Source organism: Nocardioides dokdonensis FR1436, assembly GCF_001653335.1.
Lineage (GTDB): Bacteria > Actinomycetota > Actinomycetes > Propionibacteriales > Nocardioidaceae > Nocardioides > Nocardioides dokdonensis.
The window spans coordinates 1,393,667-1,410,493 of sequence record NZ_CP015079.1; the positions used below are offsets into that span (position 1 = coordinate 1,393,667).

The window sequence follows — 16,827 nt, forward strand, 5'->3', positions numbered from 1 at the left end:
GGCACGGTGGTGCCGGGTGGTCGTGCCGGGTGGTGGTGCCAGGTGGGGCAGGGGCGGTGCGGCGGCGCTGGGCGGCGGCTAGCCGAGCAGCTCGCCGGCGGTGCGCAGGTGGGCGACGAAGAGGTCGACCAGGTCGGTGCCGTCGGGGTCGTCGGTGGCGAGGTAGGAACGCATCGCGGAGTCGAAGACCGCCACGAGCAGGCGCACCATCAGGTGGGCACGCTCCTCGCCGAAGCCGGCGCCCTCGCGCTGCAGGATGAGCGCGACGATGTCGTCGGCGGTCTGCTCGAAGTGCTCGTGCATCGCCTCGATGAGGCGGGTCGAGCAGGTCAGCATGCTGCGCCGCAGCGCGACGTTCTCGGGGTCGAAGCCCTCGTCGGCGAGGATCGGACCGGCGAGCACCGCCACGTCATCGACCAGGCGCCCGGTGGGCCCGCGGTCGACGAAGACGGCGAAGGCGGCCTGCGCGGTGGGGTCGTCGCTCCGGGTGGGCGAGCCGATCGTGCCGAGGACGGCGTCGATCTTGGAGCTGAAGTAGTTGAACAGGGTGCGCCGCGAGACCTCGGCGGCAGCGGCGAGGTCCTCCATGGTCCAGCCGTCCAGGCCGCGGTCGATCGTCAGGCGCATGGCGCAGTGGTTGATGCGGGCGCGGGTGCGCTGCTGCTTCGTCACCGCCACGGGTCGCGCCGGTGTTGCACTTTCAACCATAGAGTGCAGTCTGCACTATTCATTTGAAAGTGCAAAGAATTGTGGCAGCAGTCACACGCCGCGCCGGACTTGCCGGTAACCCCCCGGGGGGCGGAAGGTGTGCACGTGTCCAGGTCAGCCACCACCTCGTCGTACTCGATCACCATGCGCCTGCACACGGCGCCCGACCACGGGGTGGTGGGCGCGGTCGCCACCGCCATCGCCGGCGCCGGAGGGATCGTGACCGCCATCGACGTCGCCGAGTCGAGCCACGAGCGGCTCGTCGTCGACGTCACCTGCTCCGCCGGCGACGCCGAGCACGCGCAGGAGCTGCAGGAGGTCGCGGCGGCGGTGCCCGGGGTCGAGGTCTACCGCACCAGCGACCGGGTGTTCCTGCTGCACATCGGCGGCAAGATCGAGGTCGGCTCGAAGGTGCCGCTGCGCAACCGCGACGACCTGTCGATGGCCTACACCCCCGGCGTCGGGCGGGTCTGCATGGCGCTCTACGAGAACCCCGAGGACGTGCGGCGCCTGACCATCAAGGGCAACTCGGTCGCCGTGGTCACCGACGGCTCCGCTGTGCTGGGACTGGGCAACATCGGTCCTGGGGCCGCGCTGCCGGTGATGGAGGGCAAGGCGGCGCTGTTCAAGCGCTTCGCCGACATCGACGCCTGGCCGATCTGTCTCGACACCCAGGACACCGACGAGATCGTGCGCGCCGTCGAGCTGATCGCCCCCGGCTTCGGTGGCATCAACCTCGAGGACATCGCCGCGCCCCGCTGCTTCGAGATCGAGCGCCGGCTGCGCGAGAGCCTCGACATCCCGGTCTTCCACGACGACCAGCACGGCACCGCGATCGTGGTGCTCGCCGCGCTCACCAACGCGCTGCGGGTGGTGGGCAAGCAGCTCGACCAGGCCCGGGTCGTCGTCGCCGGTGCCGGGGCGGCCGGCACCGCCATCGTCACCCTGATGCTCGCGGCCGGCGTCGGCGACGTGATCGTCTGCGACAAGGACGGTGCGCTCGCGGCCGACGACGAGACGCTCTCGGAGGCCATGAGCGAGCTGGCCTCGCGGACCAACCGCGAGCGCCGCCGTGGGAGCCTCCACGACGTGCTGCACGGCGCCGACGTCTTCGTCGGGGTCTCCGCGCCGGGCGTGCTGCAGGCCGAGTGGATCGCCGACATGGCCGACGACGCGGTCGTCTTCGCCCTCGCGAACCCCGACCCCGAGGTCGACCCCGCCGAGGCGTCGAAGTACGCCGCCGTGGTGGCCTCCGGCCGCTCGGACTACCCCAACCAGATCAACAACGTGCTGGCCTTCCCCGGTGTCTTCCGCGGGCTGCTCGACGCTCGGGCCTCCAACGTGACGATCGAGATGATGCTGCGCGCCGCGGAGGCGATCGCGCACGTCGTCCACGACGACGAGCTCAACCCCAGCTTCATCATCCCGACCGTCTTCCACCCCGACGTGCCGGGCGCGGTGGCGGCCGCGATCAAGGGCTGAGCCCGAAGGCGCCAGGTCGGGAGACGGGTCAGGCCTCGGGGTCGGCCAGGCGAAGCCGGTCGACGGGCCGCACCTGCACGAGGGTGTCGAGGGCGCGTCCCACGTCGGCGCGGTTCTGGGCGGTCACGGTGACGGCGTACGGCGCGCCGCTCAGCAGGATGCTGCCCGCGAACTCGCGGGCGCCCTCGCTGCCGGTGAGCCGGGCCGTGGCCCAGCGCTCGCGACGCCGCTGGTCGCCGTCCTCGGCGTCGACGGAGGACGCCCCGTGCAGCTTGTCGAAGTAGCGGCGAGCCGACTTGATGCTGCTGACCTGGCTGTAGGTGAGGGCGACGGGGCCGGTCAGCTCCTGCTCGCACGTCCACATCGCCGGGCGCTGGTACTGGGGGTTCGCGACCAGCTCGTCGCGGCACTCCATCCGGTCGGGGTCGAACGACGGGAAGACGTGGCTCAGGCCCGCGCGGCCCGTCGGCAGGGCGCAGTCCTTCGTCCGCGCCGCCGGCTTGCCGTCCCAGCAGGTCAGCGTCTCGTCGCTGCCCGAGCGTGCGTCGGCCGAGGAGTCCTCGGACGTCGCGGTGGGCGTCGCCACGGGGTCGGGGTCCCCGGGCCACAGCAGGTTGGCGCCGACGAAGGCGGCCACGCCGAGGCCGGCGAGCACCGGCAGCACGACCAGCGCGGTGCGCTTGCGGCTGGGGCGGGCGTAGAGGGCCTCCAGCATCCCGGCGGGCAGGCCCGGGTCCTCGCGCACGGCGAACCCGGAGGTGGGCTCGAGCTCGTCGGACGGGACCCCGGATCCCTGAGGCGGGGTCGGTCGGGGACGTCGGGGAGCGCTCACGTCCGCCTCCTCCTGGTCGATGGCACGACGGCGCGTTCATTGTGCACCGCAACCGGCACGCCGGCGCTACCCCCTGGAAGAAAAGCAAAGAACTTTACAACTGTGTCCCTCTTGTCAATTTGCTTGACATTCTCTACGGTGTTGTCAAGCACGTATCCGTGACCCCCGTCACCGGCAGGAGGCTCCCCATGGCCAGCAGCACCCCGAGACCACCGAGCACGACGTCCCGCCCGACCACCTCCCCGACCGGGCCGGAGGCGCGGTCCACCGTGCCTGCGGGCTCGACGGAGGCCTGGCGCGACCACAAGCGCCACCTGTGGCTCATCGGCCTGGTCGTGCCGCTGCTGGCCTTCGTCGCCGGCGGCATGTGGGCGCTGACCGGCTGGGGCGTGTGGTTCTGGATCGGCCCCATCGTGGTGCTCGGCGTCGTCCCGGCCATCGACCTGATCGCCGGCCTCGACCGGGCCAACCCGCCCGACGACGCCATCGAGGCCCTCGAGAACGACCGGTACTACCGCTGGATCACCTACGCGTTCCTGCCGATCCAGTACATCGGCTTCATCGGTGCCTTCTACGTGATGGCCGAGGGTGCCCCCTTCGGCCTCGGCGAGCTCACCACCGTGGACAAGGTCGGGCTGGCGCTCTCGATCGGCATCATCGGCGGGATCGGGATCAACACCGCGCACGAGCTGGGCCACAAGCGCGAGGCCAACGAGCGCTGGCTCTCCAAGATCGCCCTGGCCCAGAGCTTCTACGGCCACTTCTACATCGAGCACAACCGTGGCCACCACGTCCGGGTGGCCACGCCGGAGGACCCGGCCTCGAGCCGCTTCGGTGAGACCTTCTACGCGTTCTGGCCGCGCACCGTCCTGGGGTCGCTCAGGAGCGCCTGGCACCTGGAGAAGAAGCGCTACGCCCGCAAGGACACCCACCCCTTCCACCTCGGCAACGACGTCCTCAACGCCTGGGCGATGTCGGCGGTGCTCTGGGGCGCGCTGCTCGTCTGGCTGGGGCCCTCGATCCTGCCGCTCCTGCTGGTCCAGGCCGTCGTCGGGCTCTCCCTGCTCGAGGTCGTCAACTACATGGAGCACTACGGCATGCGTCGGCAGAAGGTCGGCAGCGCCACCCGGCAGCGCTACGAGCGCGTCGACCCCTCGCACTCGTGGAACTCCAACAACATCGCCACCAACGTGCTGCTCTACCACCTGCAGCGCCACAGCGACCACCACGCCAACCCCACCCGTCGATACCAGACCCTGCGCGACTTCGAGGAGAGCCCGACGCTGCCCACCGGGTACGCCGGCATGATCCTGCTGGCGCTGGTGCCGCCGCTGTGGCGCCGGGTGATGGACCCCCGCGTCCTGGCCCACTTCGACGGCGACCTGACCCGCGCCAACCTGGACCCGCGCAAGCGTGAGGCGATCCTGGCCCGCTACCCCGTCCCCCCGGCCCCCCGGCCCCCCACGCCCCGCAGCCCGTGGCCGGCGCGCCCGCCGCCCCCCTCGACAGGCCGGTCGTTCCCCCCGCGACGGTGCCCTCCGACCAGGACGAGGACGAGGTGCTCGCGGCGCGCTGCCCGGGCTGCGGCCACACCTACGAGGTCGCGGCCGGCAACGAGCTCGAGGGCTTCGCGGCCGGGACGGCGTGGGCCGACATCCCCGACGACTGGTGCTGCCCCGACTGCGGGGTGCGCGAGAAGGTCGACTTCGTGGCGCTGCGCGAGGCGGAGGTCTCCTGATGCGCATCGAGGTGGACCGCGACCGGTGTGAGGGACTCGGCATGTGCGAGGCGATGGCCAGCGACGTCTTCGAGCTCGACGACGACGAGGTGATGCACGTGCTGGACCCGTCCCCCGACGAGTCCCGGCGCTCGCACGTGCATGCCGCCGTCCAGGCCTGCCCGGTGCTCGCGCTGAGCCTGCAGGGCTGAGCGGGGCCGCTGCCGGTGCCGTAGCGGTGTCGGCTCCGGTGCTCCCACTTCCTACACTCGGGGGCGTGAGCACCGTGGGCCAGCCGACCATGCGCGACCGCGTCGTCGATGCGGCCGTGCGGCTGACCACCGAGACGGGCTGGTCCAAGGTGACGATGGCGCGCCTGGCCGACGAGGTCGGCGTCTCGCGCCAGACGGTCTACAACGAGGTCGGCACCAAGGCCGGGCTGGCCGAGGCGATGATCCTGCGCGAGCTCGACCGCTTCCTGGCCACCGTCACCCTCGCCTTCGACGAGCACCCCGACGACCTCGTCGAGGCGATCCGGGGGTCCTCGCGGGCCGTCCTCGAGGTCGCCCCCAGCAACCCGTTGCTGCACGCGGTCGTCTCCGCCACCCACGGCGCCGACACCGAGCTGCTCCCGCTGCTGACCACCCACGCCGGGTCGCTGCTCAGCGCGGCCAAGGCGGTCATCGTGGAGCGGATCGCGCCCTACGACGTCGCCCTGCCCGCCGAGCAGGTCGACGCCACCATCGACATGGTGGTGCGCGTCGTGCTCAGCCACGTGATGCAGCCCTCCGGCCCGGCCGAGCGCACCGCCGACCAGGTCGCCTGGATCGTGGCGCGGGTGCTGGGCTGAGCCGGCTGGCCGGGAGGTGAAGCACCAGGCTCAGGCAGCAGACCCCGACGCGCGTACGACGGCCAGCTCGCGGGCCTCGCGGAAGGCGCGGGCGACGTAGTCGGGCACCGTCATCCCCTGGCCGCGCGCCCACAGCAGCTCCATCTCGACTCGGGCGATCTGGGCGCTGAAGTCGGAGTCCTCGCCGATGCCGAGCGTGGCCATCAGGTCGCCGAAGTCGGCCTTCTGGGCATCGTTGTTGGCGCCGACCGGGGCGAACGAGAGCCGGCGCAGGTGCCGCACCAGCCACCGCTGCCACGGGGCCAGCTGGGACCAGAGTCCACGCGCGGAGAGCTGGTAGAAGGCGTAGTGGCCCGGCTCCTGGCGCCGGATCGGGGCGATGATCGTCTCCGCGACGCCCCGCTCGCCGAGCTCGGCGACCCCGTCGTGCAGCAGGTTGTAGGCGAGCACGGCGGAGCGCTCGGTGGCCATGCCGGTGAGGTAGTAGAGCATCCGCGAGACGTCCTGGACGGCGTCGAGGTGACCGAGCGCGCCGAGCACCTTGAGCTTGGTGCCGAGCGAGTCGAGGTCGGCGTCGGCGGGTGGTCGGCCGAGGCGGACCTGGAGCTCGTCGAGGATCCGGCCGTGCTGGGTCTCCTGCGGCTGCCACACGTCGCGGTAGAAGCGCACGTCGATCTCCGGCGGGTCCGGCAGCATCGTCATCAGCTCGAGCACGTTGCGGTCGACCTCGAGCTCGACGCGGGCCATGTAGTCGAGCACGTGGCCGAAGCGCGCCTCGAGGACGGCCGGGTCGTCGACGTGGAAGTCGACCGAGTCCAGGCTGATCGGCGGGTGCTCCGCGCCGAGACGCTCCACGTGGTCGACGAGGCGCTGGTCGACACGGCGCGCGTCGTCGAGGCGCTGGGCGGAGGATCGAGACATCCCGCGGATCCTAAGGTGGGGTGGTGGCGACCTCGGAATCCTCCGGTGCGACCGCCTGGGTGCGGGCGGGCACGCCGGCCGGCCGGGCGGTCGTGGCGGCCGCCACCCTGGGCTCGGCGATGTCGCTGCTGGACGGCACCGTCGTCAACGTCGCGCTGCGCACCATCGGTGCCGACCTCGACGCCTCCATCACCGACCTGCAGTGGGTCACCAACGGCTACCTCCTGGCGCTCGCCGGGTTGATCCTGCTCGGCGGCTCGTTGGGCGACCGGCTGGGCCGGCGTCGGGTGTTCGTGCACGGCACGGTCGGGTTCGGCCTCGCCTCGGCGCTGTGCGGGCTGGCCCCGACCGCCGAGGTGCTCATCGCGGCCCGGGTGCTGCAGGGCGTGGCGGCAGCGCTGATGGTGCCCGGCAGCCTCTCGATGATCCAGGGAGCGTTCGACCCCCGCGACCGGGCCCGGGCGATCGGCACCTGGACCGGGCTCGGTGCGATCGCGGGCGCGGCCGGGCCGCTCGTGGGCGGCTTCCTCGTCGAGTACGCCGACTGGCGGCTGGTGTTCTGGATCAACGTGCCGCTCGCGGTCCTCACCGTGTGGCTGGCGCGCTCGGTGCCCGAGACCCGCGACCCCGGCGCCGCGCAGCACCTCGACGTCCCCGGAGCCGTCCTCGCGACCCTCGCCCTCACCGGGGTCACCTACGCGCTGGTGCAGTGGGGTGACCCGGCGGCGCTGCCGGCGCTGGCGGTCGGCCTCGTGACCGGCGCCGGGTTCCTGGTCGTCGAGGCGCGGGTGGACCACCCGATGCTCGCGCTGGGCGTGTTCGCCGACCGGACCTTCTCGGCCGCCAACGCGATGACGCTGCTGGTCTACGGCGCCCTGTCGGTGCTGCTGTTCATGCTGCCGCTGCAGCTCCAGGTGGTGGGCGGCGACGGTCCGCTGGTGGCCGGGCTGGCCACGTTGCCCCTGCCGCTGGTGATGCTCCTGCTCGCCGGGCGCGGCGGGGCCCTCGGCGCCCGGATCGGTCCTCGGCTGCCGCTCACGCTCGGCCCGCTGGTGATGGCGGCCGGCGCGCTGCTGCTGCTCGGCGCCGGGGAGGCGGCGTACGTCGTCGCGGTGCTGCCGGGCATGGTCGTGTTCGCGCTCGGGCTGGCGCTGCTGGTGGCCACCCTGACCGCGACCGTGCTCGCCGCGGCGCCCGACGACCACGCCGGGATCGCCAGCGGCGTCAACAACGCGGTCTCGCGCGCCGGCGGGCTGCTCGCCGTCGCGGCGGTGCCGAGCCTGGTCGGCCTCGGCGGCGACGAGTACGCCGACCCCGCAGCCCTCGATCCCGCCTGGACGCTGGTCGTGCTCGCCTGCGCGGGGCTGCTGGTGCTCGGCGGGGTGCTGTCGTGGTTCACGATCCCGCGCACGGCGCTCGACCCGAACCGCTGACGGGGGCCGGGGCCCGCGTCGACCGGGTGCCGGATTCGCGGTGGGGGGTGGCACCCCACCGCCTAGGCTGGCGCTGGGCCGCGCTGGGGCGAGCCCGGGGAGGAGCACGCCATGAGGCGAGCGGGTCGGTGGCGTCGTACGACGCCCGGCGTGGCGCTGGTGCTCGCGCTCCTGCTGGCGTCCTGCGGCGGCTCGGGCGCCGACGAGCCGACCTCCGGCGCGGAGGCCGGCGCGACCGCCGCCGCCCCGGACCCCACCGACGCCTCCACCGCGCCCGGGCAGGACGGGTCGGACGGTTCCGAGGACGGCGACGGCTCCGGTGGTGGCGAGCAGCCCACCGTGGGCCTCGACCCGGCCTTCGCCGTCGACCCGCCGGGCCGGCTCAAGGACCTCCCGCGCACCGCCGACATCCTGGTGCAGACCCAGGCCGGGATCTCCGACGAGACGGTGGCCGCGATCCGGCGGCTGCCGGGCGTCCAGGACGTCGAGCAGCTCTCCATGCTCCAGATCAGCATCGAGAACCGGGTCCTCAACCTCGCGGCGGTCGACCCGGCGACGTACCGCCGCTTCACCCCTGGCCAGGTGCCCCAGACCCGCGAGGTCTGGGACCGCGTCGCCGGGGGCGAGCTGGCGATCAGCCCCGAGCTGCAGAAGAAGCTGCCCGTCGACAAGGACGGCTTCCTCGCCCTGGACCCCGGCAGCCCCGAGGTGCACCTGGGCGCGCTGGCCCCCCAGATCGAGAACGCGGTCGACGCGGTCGTCAACGACAAGTGGGGCGCCGAGCTCGGCGCCGAGCCCGGCAACGCGCTCCTGGTGTCCACCGGGATCGTGGCCCCCGACAAGGTGGTGGGTCCGCTCAGCAGGCTGCTGCCGAAGCAGACCTCCGTGCAGCGCCTCGACTCGGTCGCCCGCTACGGCCTCGACATCAACGCCAAGCAGACCGCGTTCGTGGTCGGCTCGGTCTCCTCGGCCGTCGGCGTCTTCAACTACACGGTGCTCGGCGGCGGCCGGATCGCCCCCGAGCCTGCCTGGGAGCAGGCCAACATCACCACCGCCCAGGTGCCGATCCTCGGCTCGGTGCGCTGCAACAAGGCGATCATCCCGCAGCTCACGGCGGCGCTGCGCGAGGTCGTCGAGACCGGCCTCGCCGACGAGATCCACCCCGACGAGTACGCCGGGTGCTACTACCCGCGCTTCATCGCGGGCTCCACGACGCTGTCCAACCACTCCTTCGGCCTGGCGCTCGACTTCAACGTGCCGGGCAACCTGCGCGGCACCGTCGGCGAGATGGACCGCACCGTGGTCGCGATCTTCAAGAGGTGGGGCTTCGGCTGGGGTGGCGACTGGCGCTACACCGACCCGATGCACTTCGAGGCCGTGCGCATCGTCGACGTCCGCTGAGCCTGGTCACGCAGGTCTCAGGCCAGCGCCGCCGCCACCTCGGCGGCCATCCGCGCCATCGTGGTGCGGGCCCGGGCCGGGTCCTCGGTCAGGAAGTAGTGGTCGGCGCCCGGCGTGACGTCGTGCCAGACGCCGACACCGGCGTCACGCAGCCGCACCGCGTAGTCGTCACCGTCGCGGCGCAGTGCGTCCCGCTCGGCGGTCAGCACCAGCGCCCGGGGCAGCCCGGCCAGGGACGGCGCCAGCAGCGGTGAGGCGTAGGGCTCGCTGCGGGTCATCGGGTCGGGGAAGTACGCCGCTCGCACCAGCGTCCGCAGCGATGCCGAGATCGCCCCGGTCCCGGGCAGCACCTCGGTGGCCAGGTCGAGCGCGGGCACGCCGAGCACCTGCAGCCGCGGCGTGAACGATCCGGTGTCGCGCGCCATCAGGCACACCGCGGCGGCCATCCCGCCGCCGGAGGAGAAGCCGCCCACCGACACCGCTGCCGAGGTGGCGGCCCAGGCCGCCACGTCGTGGGACTGCTCCTGGGCCAGCGGGTAGACGGCGTACGGGGCGGTGCGGAAGTCGACGTTGAGCACCCGGACGCCGGCGGTCGCGGCCAGGTAGCGGCACCACCAGTCGTCCATGAACGGGTGCCGCATCAGCCAGGCGCCGCCGTGCAGGTGCACGTGGACGGGGGTGTCGTCGTGCCCGCGCAGCGCCGGGGCGGCGTACTCCCACACGGTGACCGAGCCGTGCCGGGTCGGCACCTGCAGCCTGCGGGGCCGGGGCAGCTCGGAGCCGGCGAAGCGCAGCTGTTCGCCGTAGCGCACGGTGAAGCGCGCGGTGGCGTGCAGCAGTGTGGCCTGGAGACGTTGGGCGGGTCGCACAACCCTCCTTCGGACCGGCGGGCCGACCGGATGGTTACGGTGGCGCCATGCGCGCAGTCCAGGTCGTCGACACCACCGGTCCCGAGCACCTCCAGATCAACGACGTCGCGGAGCCGGTCCCCGGCCCCGACGACGTGTTGGTGGAGGTGCACGCCGTCGGCACGTCCTTCCCGGACCTGCTGCTCAGTCGGGGGGAGTACCAGCTGCGTCCCGACCCGCCGTTCACCCTGGGCGTCGACTTCGCCGGCGTCGTGGTGCGCGGGCCCGAGGGCCGCGCCGACCTGGCGCCCGGCACCCGGGTCGCCGGGGTGGCGCCGTACGGCGGGGCCGCCGAGCTGGTCGCCAACCCGGCCGTCTCCACCTTCGTGCTGCCGGAGTCGCTGAGCCTCGAGCAGGGCGCGGCGCTGCCGATGAACTACCTCACCGCCCAGTTCGCGCTCGCCGAGCGCGGCAACCTGCGCGCCGGCGAGACCGTGCTCGTGCACGGCGCCGCGGGCGGCGTCGGGACCGCGACCATCCAGGTCGCGAAGGGGTACGGCGCCCGCACCATCGCAGTCTGCTCCACCGAGGAGAAGCGCCGGGTGGCGCTGGACGCCGGGGCCGACGAGGCGGTGCTGCTCGACGGGTTCAAGGACGCGGTCAAGGACCTGACCGGCGGGGTCGGTGTGGACGTGGTGATGGACGTCGTCGGCGGCGACGCGTTCACCGACTCGTTGCGGGTGCTCGCGCCCCAGGGCCGCCTGCTCGTGGTCGGCTTCGCCGCCGGGCAGGGCATCCCCGAGGTCAAGGTGAACCGGTTGCTGCTCAACAACGTCGACGTGCGCGGCGTCGGCTGGGGCGCCTACGCCATGATGCGCCCCGGCTACATGGAGCAGCAGTGGGCCGAGCTCGTGCCGATGATGGAGGCCGGCACGATCCGCCCGCCCGTCGGAGCGTCGTACGACCTCGAGGACTTCGGGCGCGCGCTGGTCGACATGGACGAGCGGCGCACCCTGGGCAAGGGCGTGGTGCGGGTCCGCTGACCCGCCGCCGCTGACCTGGCGGCCGGACTCAGCCGATCGGGCGCAGCGGGTGGATGGCGACGTCGCCGGCCAGCGCGGGGCCGAGGACGTCGAACACCTTGGCCATGTGCGGGGTCGTCATGTGCGCGTCCATCGCCTCCTGGCTGGCCCACTCCTCGACCATCACGAACGTGCCGGGCGCCGCCGCGGACTCGTAGCAGGTGTAGGAGACGTTGCCCTCCTCGGCGCGGGTCGCGGCGACCAGCTCGTTCAGCCCGGCGCGCACGGCGTCGCCCTGCGCGGGGTCGGTGGGGATGGTGGCCACGACGTGCAGGTTCTCGCTCATCCGGCGAACCTACTGGGCGGGGCTGCCGGTGGCCATCCCCCCGACCGGCGATGATGGGGGCGTGGACGAGCCCGTGCTGGACCCTGAGGAGCGGCTGCGCCGCGCCGGCCACGTCATCCTCGACGGGGTCGTCGCCGCCGAGGCCGACCCCGATCTCGTGCCCTGTGGCACCAACCCCGTCGAGCTGGCCTTCGGGCACCTGCTCGAGATCGGCGCCGTCGAGCTGATGATGGACGACGAGAGCGAGGAGCTCGAGCTCGACATCTCCCCGCTGATGGGTGGGGTGATGCTCGTCGTGCGCCGCCTGGTCGCCGAGCTCGCCGCCCGCGACGGCGTCGACCCCGAGACCGTGGTGATGTCGGTGCGCGCCGCCATCGACCAAGCCGCAGGCTGAGGCCTCCGCGGCCTCGCCCGCAGGGGTATTTCTGGGTGCCGTTTGGTCACCAACGACAACAAAGTGACCCCCGGAGACGCCGTTTGGTCACCAACGGCATGCCGTCGACCTGGCGAGCGGAGCGGGCGCGGATCTGTTCGCCCTGCGCGAAGCCACCCCTGCAGGCGGGGAGTCGGCGGCTAGGGTCGCGGCCGTGAGCATCCTTGACGACGCCCGCCCGGGCATGGACCCCGACACCCGCCCCCAGGACGACCTGTTCGGCCACGTGAACGGGCGCTGGCTGGCGGAGACCGAGATCCCGTCCGACCGCTCGAGCTGGGGCCCCTTCGTGCAGCTCGCCGACGCGGCGGAGGCACAGGTCCGCGACATCATCACCGACCTGGCGGGGCTGGCGACCGCGCCCGACCGGTCGGCTCCCGACGAGGACGCCCGCAAGATCGGCGACCTCTTCGCCTCCTTCATGGACACCGAGGCGATCGCCGCGAAGGGCCTGGAGCCGGTGCAGCCGCTGCTCGACGCGGCCGCCAACCTGCGCGACGTGCGCGACCTGGCGGCGTTCCTCGGCGAGTTCGAGCGCATCGGCGGGCACGGGCTGTTCGGCTCCTATGTCGACACCGACGACAAGGACTCCGACCGCTACCTCTTCCACCTGGTCCAGGGCGGGCTCGGGCTGCCCGACGAGTCCTACTACCGCGAGGACAAGCACGCCGAGACCCGCGAGAAGTACGTCGCCTACCTGACCCGGCTGCTGGGCCTCGGCGGCCACGGCGACCCCGAGGCCGCGGCCCGCACCATCCTCGACATCGACACCCGGCTGGCCAAGGGCCACTGGGAGCGGGCCGAGACCCGCGACGTGCAGAAGACCTACAACCTGCGCACCCTGGCCGAGCTGCAGGAGATGTGCCCGGGCTTCGACTTCGACGTCTACATCAAGAACCTCACCGCCTCCACCCGCACCGCGGCCGACGTGCTGGGTGAGGCCTGCGTGCGCCAGCCGTCGTACTTCGAGCACCTCTCGACGGTGCTGCAGGAGGTGCCGGTCGAGCAGTGGCGCGACTGGCTGCTCAGCCACGTGCTGCGCGCCACCGCGGCGTACCTCACCGACGACCTCGTCGAGACCAACTTCGACTTCTACGGCCGCACCCTCAACGGCACCCCCGAGCTGCGAGCGCGCTGGAAGCGCGGCGTCGCGCTGGTCGAGGGTGCGCTGGGCGAGGCGGTCGGGCGGGTGTACGTCGAGCGGCACTTCCCGCCGCGCTCGAAGCAGATGATGGACGACCTGGTCGCCAACCTGCTCGCGGCCTACCGGGTCTCGATCTCGCGCCTGGACTGGATGACCGAGGAGACCAAGAAGCGCGCCTACGAGAAGCTCGCGACCTTCCGTCCCAAGATCGGCTACCCCGAGACGTTCCGGGACTACTCGGCGCTCCAGGTCACCCAGGACGACCTGATGGGCAACGTCGCCGCGGCCTCCGCCTTCGAGACCGACCGCCAGGTCGCCAAGATCGGCGCCCCGGTCGACCGTGACGAGTGGTTCATGCTGCCGCAGACGGTCAACGCCTACTACAACCCCGGCACCAACGAGATCTGCTTCCCGGCCGGCATCCTGCAGGCCCCGTTCTTCAGTCCCGACGCGCACCCGGCCGAGAACTACGGCGGCATCGGCGCGGTCATCGGCCACGAGATCGGCCACGGCTTCGACGACCAGGGCGCGCAGTACGACGGCCAGGGCAACCTCAACGACTGGTGGACCGCCGACGACAAGGCCGCCTTCGAGGTGAAGAGCAAGACCCTCATCGAGCAGTACGACGCCTTCGAGCCGCGCGCCCTGCCCGGGGAGAGCGTCAACGGCGCCCTGACCGTCGGCGAGAACATCGGCGACCTCGGCGGACTGACCATCGCCCACCACGCCTACCTGATCTCCACCGACGGGCAGGCCTCGGTCGAGGACCGGCGCACCCTGTTCACCAACTGGGCCTACGTGTGGCGCACCAAGCGCCGCAAGGAGCAGGAGGCGCAGTACCTCACCATCGACCCGCACTCGCCGCCGGAGTTCCGGGCCAACATCGTGCGCAACCTCGACGAGTTCCACGAGGTCTTCGAGACCCAGGAGGGCGACGGGCTGTGGCTCGACCCGAGCGAGCGGGTCCGCATCTGGTGAACCGCCCGCCGCGGGACGTCATGCGGGCGGGACGTCCGTTCCTCCCGAGCGTATGACGTCCGGGGCGCCGCGCCCGAGCGGCGTCGTCCACAGGCGAGGGCCGCGGGGTCCTGCTCGGTCGGTGCGCGCTGGTAGACAGGCGCCATGACGTCCCCCGCAGCGACCCCTGCAGCGACCCCCGCCCCCACCGTCGACCGCGCCCAGGCACGCGCGTCGGCCGAGGCACACCTGCGGGCCCTGGTCGGGCGCGACGACGCGGTGCTGCGCGAGGACCAGTGGTCGGCCATCGAGGCGCTCGCCGTCGACCGGCGCCGGGCCCTGGTCGTGCAGCGCACCGGCTGGGGCAAGTCGGCGGTGTACTTCGTGGCCACCCTGCTGCTGCGCGAGCGCGGGGCGGGGCCGACGGTGATCGTCAGCCCGCTGCTCGCGCTGATGCGCAACCAGATCCAGGCCGCCGAGCGCGCCGGCATCCGGGCGGTGACGATCAACTCCACCAACATCGGCGACTGGGAGCCGATCCACCGCTCCATCCAGGCCGGTGAGGTCGACGTGCTGCTGGTCAGCCCCGAGCGGCTGAACAACCCCGGCTTCCGCGACGAGGTGCTGCCCCGGCTCGCCGCGACCTGCGGGCTGCTGGTGGTCGACGAGGCGCACTGCATCTCCGACTGGGGCCACGACTTCCGCCCCGACTACCGACGCATCCGCACCCTGCTCGACGACCTCACCGAGGGCATCCCGGTCCTGGCGACGACCGCGACCGCCAACCAGCGCGTCACCGAGGACGTCCAGCAGCAGCTCGGCACCGACGTGCTGGTGCTGCGCGGGTCCTTGGACCGCGAGTCGTTGCGCCTGGGCGTGGTGCACCTCAAGACCGCCGACCAGCGCCTCGCGTGGCTGGCCGACCACCTCGCCGAGCAGCCCGGGTCGGGCATCGTCTACTGCCTCACCGTCGCCGCGACCCAGGAGGTCGCCGACTACCTGCGCAGCCGCGGTCACGACGTGGCGGCGTACTCCGGGCAGACCGAGACCACCGAGCGCCAGGCGCTCGAGGGCGACCTGGCCTCCGGCAAGGTCAAGGCCCTGGTCGCGACCTCGGCGCTCGGGATGGGCTTCGACGCCAGCCTCGGGTTCGTGGTCAACCTCGGGGCTCCGAGCTCCCCGGTGGCCTACTACCAGCAGGTCGGTCGTGCCGGGCGTGGCCTCGACGCGCGCAGCGAGTCCGCCACGGTGGTGCTCCTGCCGGCGATCGAGGACCGCGACATCTGGGCCTACTTCGCCTCCCTGGCCTTCCCACGCGAGGAGCAGGTGCGCGAGACGCTGGCGGTGCTCGCCGAGGAGGGCCGCGCGATGAGCACGCCCGCCCTGGAGACCCGTGTCGAGCTCACCCGCACCCGCCTCGAGACGATGCTCAAGGTGCTCGACGTCGACGGCGCCGTACGTCGCGTGCGCGGCGGCTGGGAGTCGACCGGGCAGGCGTGGACCTACGACGAGGCGCGCTACCGCCGGGTCAGCGAGGCCCGCCAGCGCGAGCAGGACGCGATGCTGGAGTACCTGCGCACCGACCAGTGCCGGATGCTCTTCCTGCGCGCCCAGCTCGACGACCCGGAGGCGCAGGCGTGCGGGCGCTGCGACAACTGTGGCGGGCTGAGCCTGTCGAGCGAGATCTCGGCCGCCGCCATCGAGGAGGCCCAGGCCCGCCTGGCCCGTCCCGGCGTCCCGGTGGCGCCGCGCAAGATGTGGCCGACCGGGATGGACCGGCTCGGCATCGAGCTCAAGGGCAAGATCTCCGACGGCGGCGCCGAGGAGGGTCGTGCCGTGGCCCGCCTGACCGACCTGGGCTACGGCCAGGCGCTGCGCGAGATCTTCCGCGAGCGGCCCGAGGGCCCTGTCGACGCGCCCGTCCCGGTGCCGCTGGTGCAGGCCGTGATCGAGGTGCTCAACGACTGGCGTCCGCCGGTCGACGCGATCGTCTCGGTGCAGTCGGTGCGCCGCGGCGAGCTGGTCGACAGCCTGGCCGACGGCCTCTCCCGCTACCTGGGCGTGCCGCTGCTGGGTCTGTGGGCGGTCGTCGACCCCAACGTCGTGCCGGGTCAGGGGTCGATGAACTCCGCCCAGCGCGTCGCCGCCGTCGGGCGCCGCTTCGACCTGCAGGCCGACCCCGGCGCGCTGGAGGGTCGTTCGGTGCTGCTCGTCGACGACCTGGTCGACACCGGCTGGACCCTCACCATGGCCGCCCGGGCGATCCGCCGGGCCGGCGCCACCGCGGTGCGCCCGCTGGTCCTGGGCGTCTCCGGCTGATGCTCGCCCGGGACGTCATGCGTCCCGCACCGGGGTACGTCCCGCCCGCATGACGTCCTGGGGCACGCGAGGCTCAGGCCTTCTCGCAGGCGATGCCGTCCTTGTCGCGGTCCAGGGTGCCGTTGTGGTTGATGGCCTCGTTGTAGGCCTTGGTGTTGCGGTAGAAGTTCGTGACCTTCTTGCCGGACGTCTTGTCGACGGCGTTCGCGCGGCCCACGCCGTGCTTCCACTTCTTGTTGAGGTTGGTGCAGTTGTCGTGGATCCCGGTCGTGTGCGCCTGCGCGCTGGTCACCAGGACGGGGGCGGCCAGGAGGGCGAGGGCCATGAGGGCGCCTGCGGCGGCCCGGGTGGTGGTCTTCATGAGCGGAAGGTACCGCCCGCGCGCGGACTGCGGGGCCGAAGTCTCGACGACGC

The 16,827-nt window shown here is 72.6% G+C and carries 16 protein-coding genes; 10 read left to right on the top strand and 6 right to left on the bottom strand.

Annotation, left to right across the window (positions count from 1 at the left end; genetic code table 11):
• Window positions 1–78: 78 nt before the first annotated feature.
• Window positions 79–672, bottom strand: a complete 594-nt coding sequence (locus tag I601_RS06605; protein ID WP_218917762.1) for a TetR/AcrR family transcriptional regulator — start codon at window positions 670–672, stop codon at window positions 79–81.
• A 180-nt stretch (window positions 673–852) separates the two neighbouring features.
• Between I601_RS06605 and I601_RS06610 the strand changes: the two genes are divergently transcribed.
• The gene (locus I601_RS06610) at window positions 853–2,190 is read left to right on the top strand and encodes an NAD-dependent malic enzyme (protein ID WP_068114495.1); all 1,338 of its coding nucleotides are present in this window, start codon (window positions 853–855) and stop codon (window positions 2,188–2,190) included.
• Between the two features lie 28 nt (window positions 2,191–2,218).
• Here the strand turns inward: I601_RS06610 and I601_RS06615 are convergent, their stop codons facing one another.
• Window positions 2,219–3,022, bottom strand: a complete 804-nt coding sequence (locus I601_RS06615) for a hypothetical protein (protein WP_068107582.1) — start codon at window positions 3,020–3,022, stop codon at window positions 2,219–2,221.
• A gap of 188 nt (window positions 3,023–3,210) precedes the next feature.
• On the opposite strand from I601_RS06615, the gene I601_RS21965 reads away from it, so the two are divergent.
• From I601_RS21965 to I601_RS06630, 3 genes are all read left to right on the top strand, one after another.
• Window positions 3,211–4,791 (top strand): alkane 1-monooxygenase, encoded by a 1,581-nt coding sequence (locus tag I601_RS21965; RefSeq protein WP_472459233.1) that lies wholly within the window; start codon window positions 3,211–3,213, stop codon window positions 4,789–4,791.
• A 10-nt stretch (window positions 4,792–4,801) separates the two neighbouring features.
• Entirely contained in the window at window positions 4,802–4,951 is a 150-nt protein-coding gene (locus I601_RS06625) for a ferredoxin (protein ID WP_237089573.1), read from the top strand.
• A gap of 65 nt (window positions 4,952–5,016) precedes the next feature.
• On the top strand, window positions 5,017–5,589 hold the full coding sequence (locus tag I601_RS06630) for a TetR/AcrR family transcriptional regulator (protein ID WP_237089574.1): 573 nt from the start codon (window positions 5,017–5,019) through the stop codon (window positions 5,587–5,589).
• Between the two features lie 30 nt (window positions 5,590–5,619).
• On the opposite strand, the gene I601_RS06635 is transcribed toward I601_RS06630, so the two are convergent.
• A complete protein-coding gene (locus I601_RS06635) occupies window positions 5,620–6,510 on the bottom strand; it encodes a GTP-binding protein LepA (RefSeq protein ID WP_068107586.1) in 891 nt (296 codons plus the stop codon).
• A gap of 23 nt (window positions 6,511–6,533) precedes the next feature.
• Here I601_RS06635 and I601_RS06640 point away from each other — a divergent pair, with 23 nt between their 5' ends.
• Together I601_RS06640 and I601_RS06645 are read left to right on the top strand one after the other, a co-directional pair.
• Window positions 6,534–7,943 carry an MFS transporter gene (locus I601_RS06640; RefSeq protein WP_068114499.1) on the top strand — a complete coding sequence of 470 codons (1,410 nt, stop codon included), beginning with the start codon at window positions 6,534–6,536 and terminating at the stop codon, window positions 7,941–7,943.
• Between the two features lie 111 nt (window positions 7,944–8,054).
• Window positions 8,055–9,344, top strand: coding sequence for a M15 family metallopeptidase (locus tag I601_RS06645; RefSeq protein WP_068107588.1), 1,290 nt, complete (start codon window positions 8,055–8,057; stop codon window positions 9,342–9,344).
• Window positions 9,345–9,361: 17 nt separating this feature from the next.
• Here the strand turns inward: I601_RS06645 and I601_RS06650 are convergent, their stop codons facing one another.
• Window positions 9,362–10,213 (bottom strand): alpha/beta hydrolase fold domain-containing protein, encoded by an 852-nt coding sequence (locus I601_RS06650; RefSeq protein ID WP_218917763.1) that lies wholly within the window; start codon window positions 10,211–10,213, stop codon window positions 9,362–9,364.
• A 47-nt stretch (window positions 10,214–10,260) separates the two neighbouring features.
• On the opposite strand from I601_RS06650, the gene I601_RS06655 reads away from it, so the two are divergent.
• Complete coding sequence (locus I601_RS06655) at window positions 10,261–11,235, top strand: NADPH:quinone oxidoreductase family protein (RefSeq protein WP_068107590.1); 975 nt, start codon at window positions 10,261–10,263, stop codon at window positions 11,233–11,235.
• Between the two features lie 28 nt (window positions 11,236–11,263).
• Here the strand turns inward: I601_RS06655 and I601_RS06660 are convergent, their stop codons facing one another.
• Window positions 11,264–11,560, bottom strand: coding sequence for a putative quinol monooxygenase (locus I601_RS06660; RefSeq protein WP_068107592.1), 297 nt, complete (start codon window positions 11,558–11,560; stop codon window positions 11,264–11,266).
• Between the two features lie 61 nt (window positions 11,561–11,621).
• Between I601_RS06660 and I601_RS06665 the strand changes: the two genes are divergently transcribed.
• The 3 genes from I601_RS06665 to I601_RS06675 all read left to right on the top strand — a co-directional run bounded on the left by I601_RS06665 (window position 11,622) and on the right by I601_RS06675 (window position 16,413).
• Window positions 11,622–11,954 (top strand): hypothetical protein, encoded by a 333-nt coding sequence (locus I601_RS06665; RefSeq protein WP_068107594.1) that lies wholly within the window; start codon window positions 11,622–11,624, stop codon window positions 11,952–11,954.
• A 193-nt stretch (window positions 11,955–12,147) separates the two neighbouring features.
• Entirely contained in the window at window positions 12,148–14,115 is a 1,968-nt protein-coding gene (locus I601_RS06670) for a M13 family metallopeptidase (protein ID WP_068107597.1), read from the top strand.
• A 144-nt stretch (window positions 14,116–14,259) separates the two neighbouring features.
• Window positions 14,260–16,413: a RecQ family ATP-dependent DNA helicase gene (locus tag I601_RS06675; RefSeq protein WP_068107598.1), complete on the top strand. Its 2,154-nt coding sequence runs from the start codon at window positions 14,260–14,262 to the stop codon at window positions 16,411–16,413.
• Window positions 16,414–16,486: 73 nt separating this feature from the next.
• On the opposite strand, the gene I601_RS06680 is transcribed toward I601_RS06675, so the two are convergent.
• Window positions 16,487–16,774, bottom strand: coding sequence for an excalibur calcium-binding domain-containing protein (locus tag I601_RS06680; protein ID WP_068107600.1), 288 nt, complete (start codon window positions 16,772–16,774; stop codon window positions 16,487–16,489).
• Window positions 16,775–16,827 lie beyond the last annotated feature (53 nt).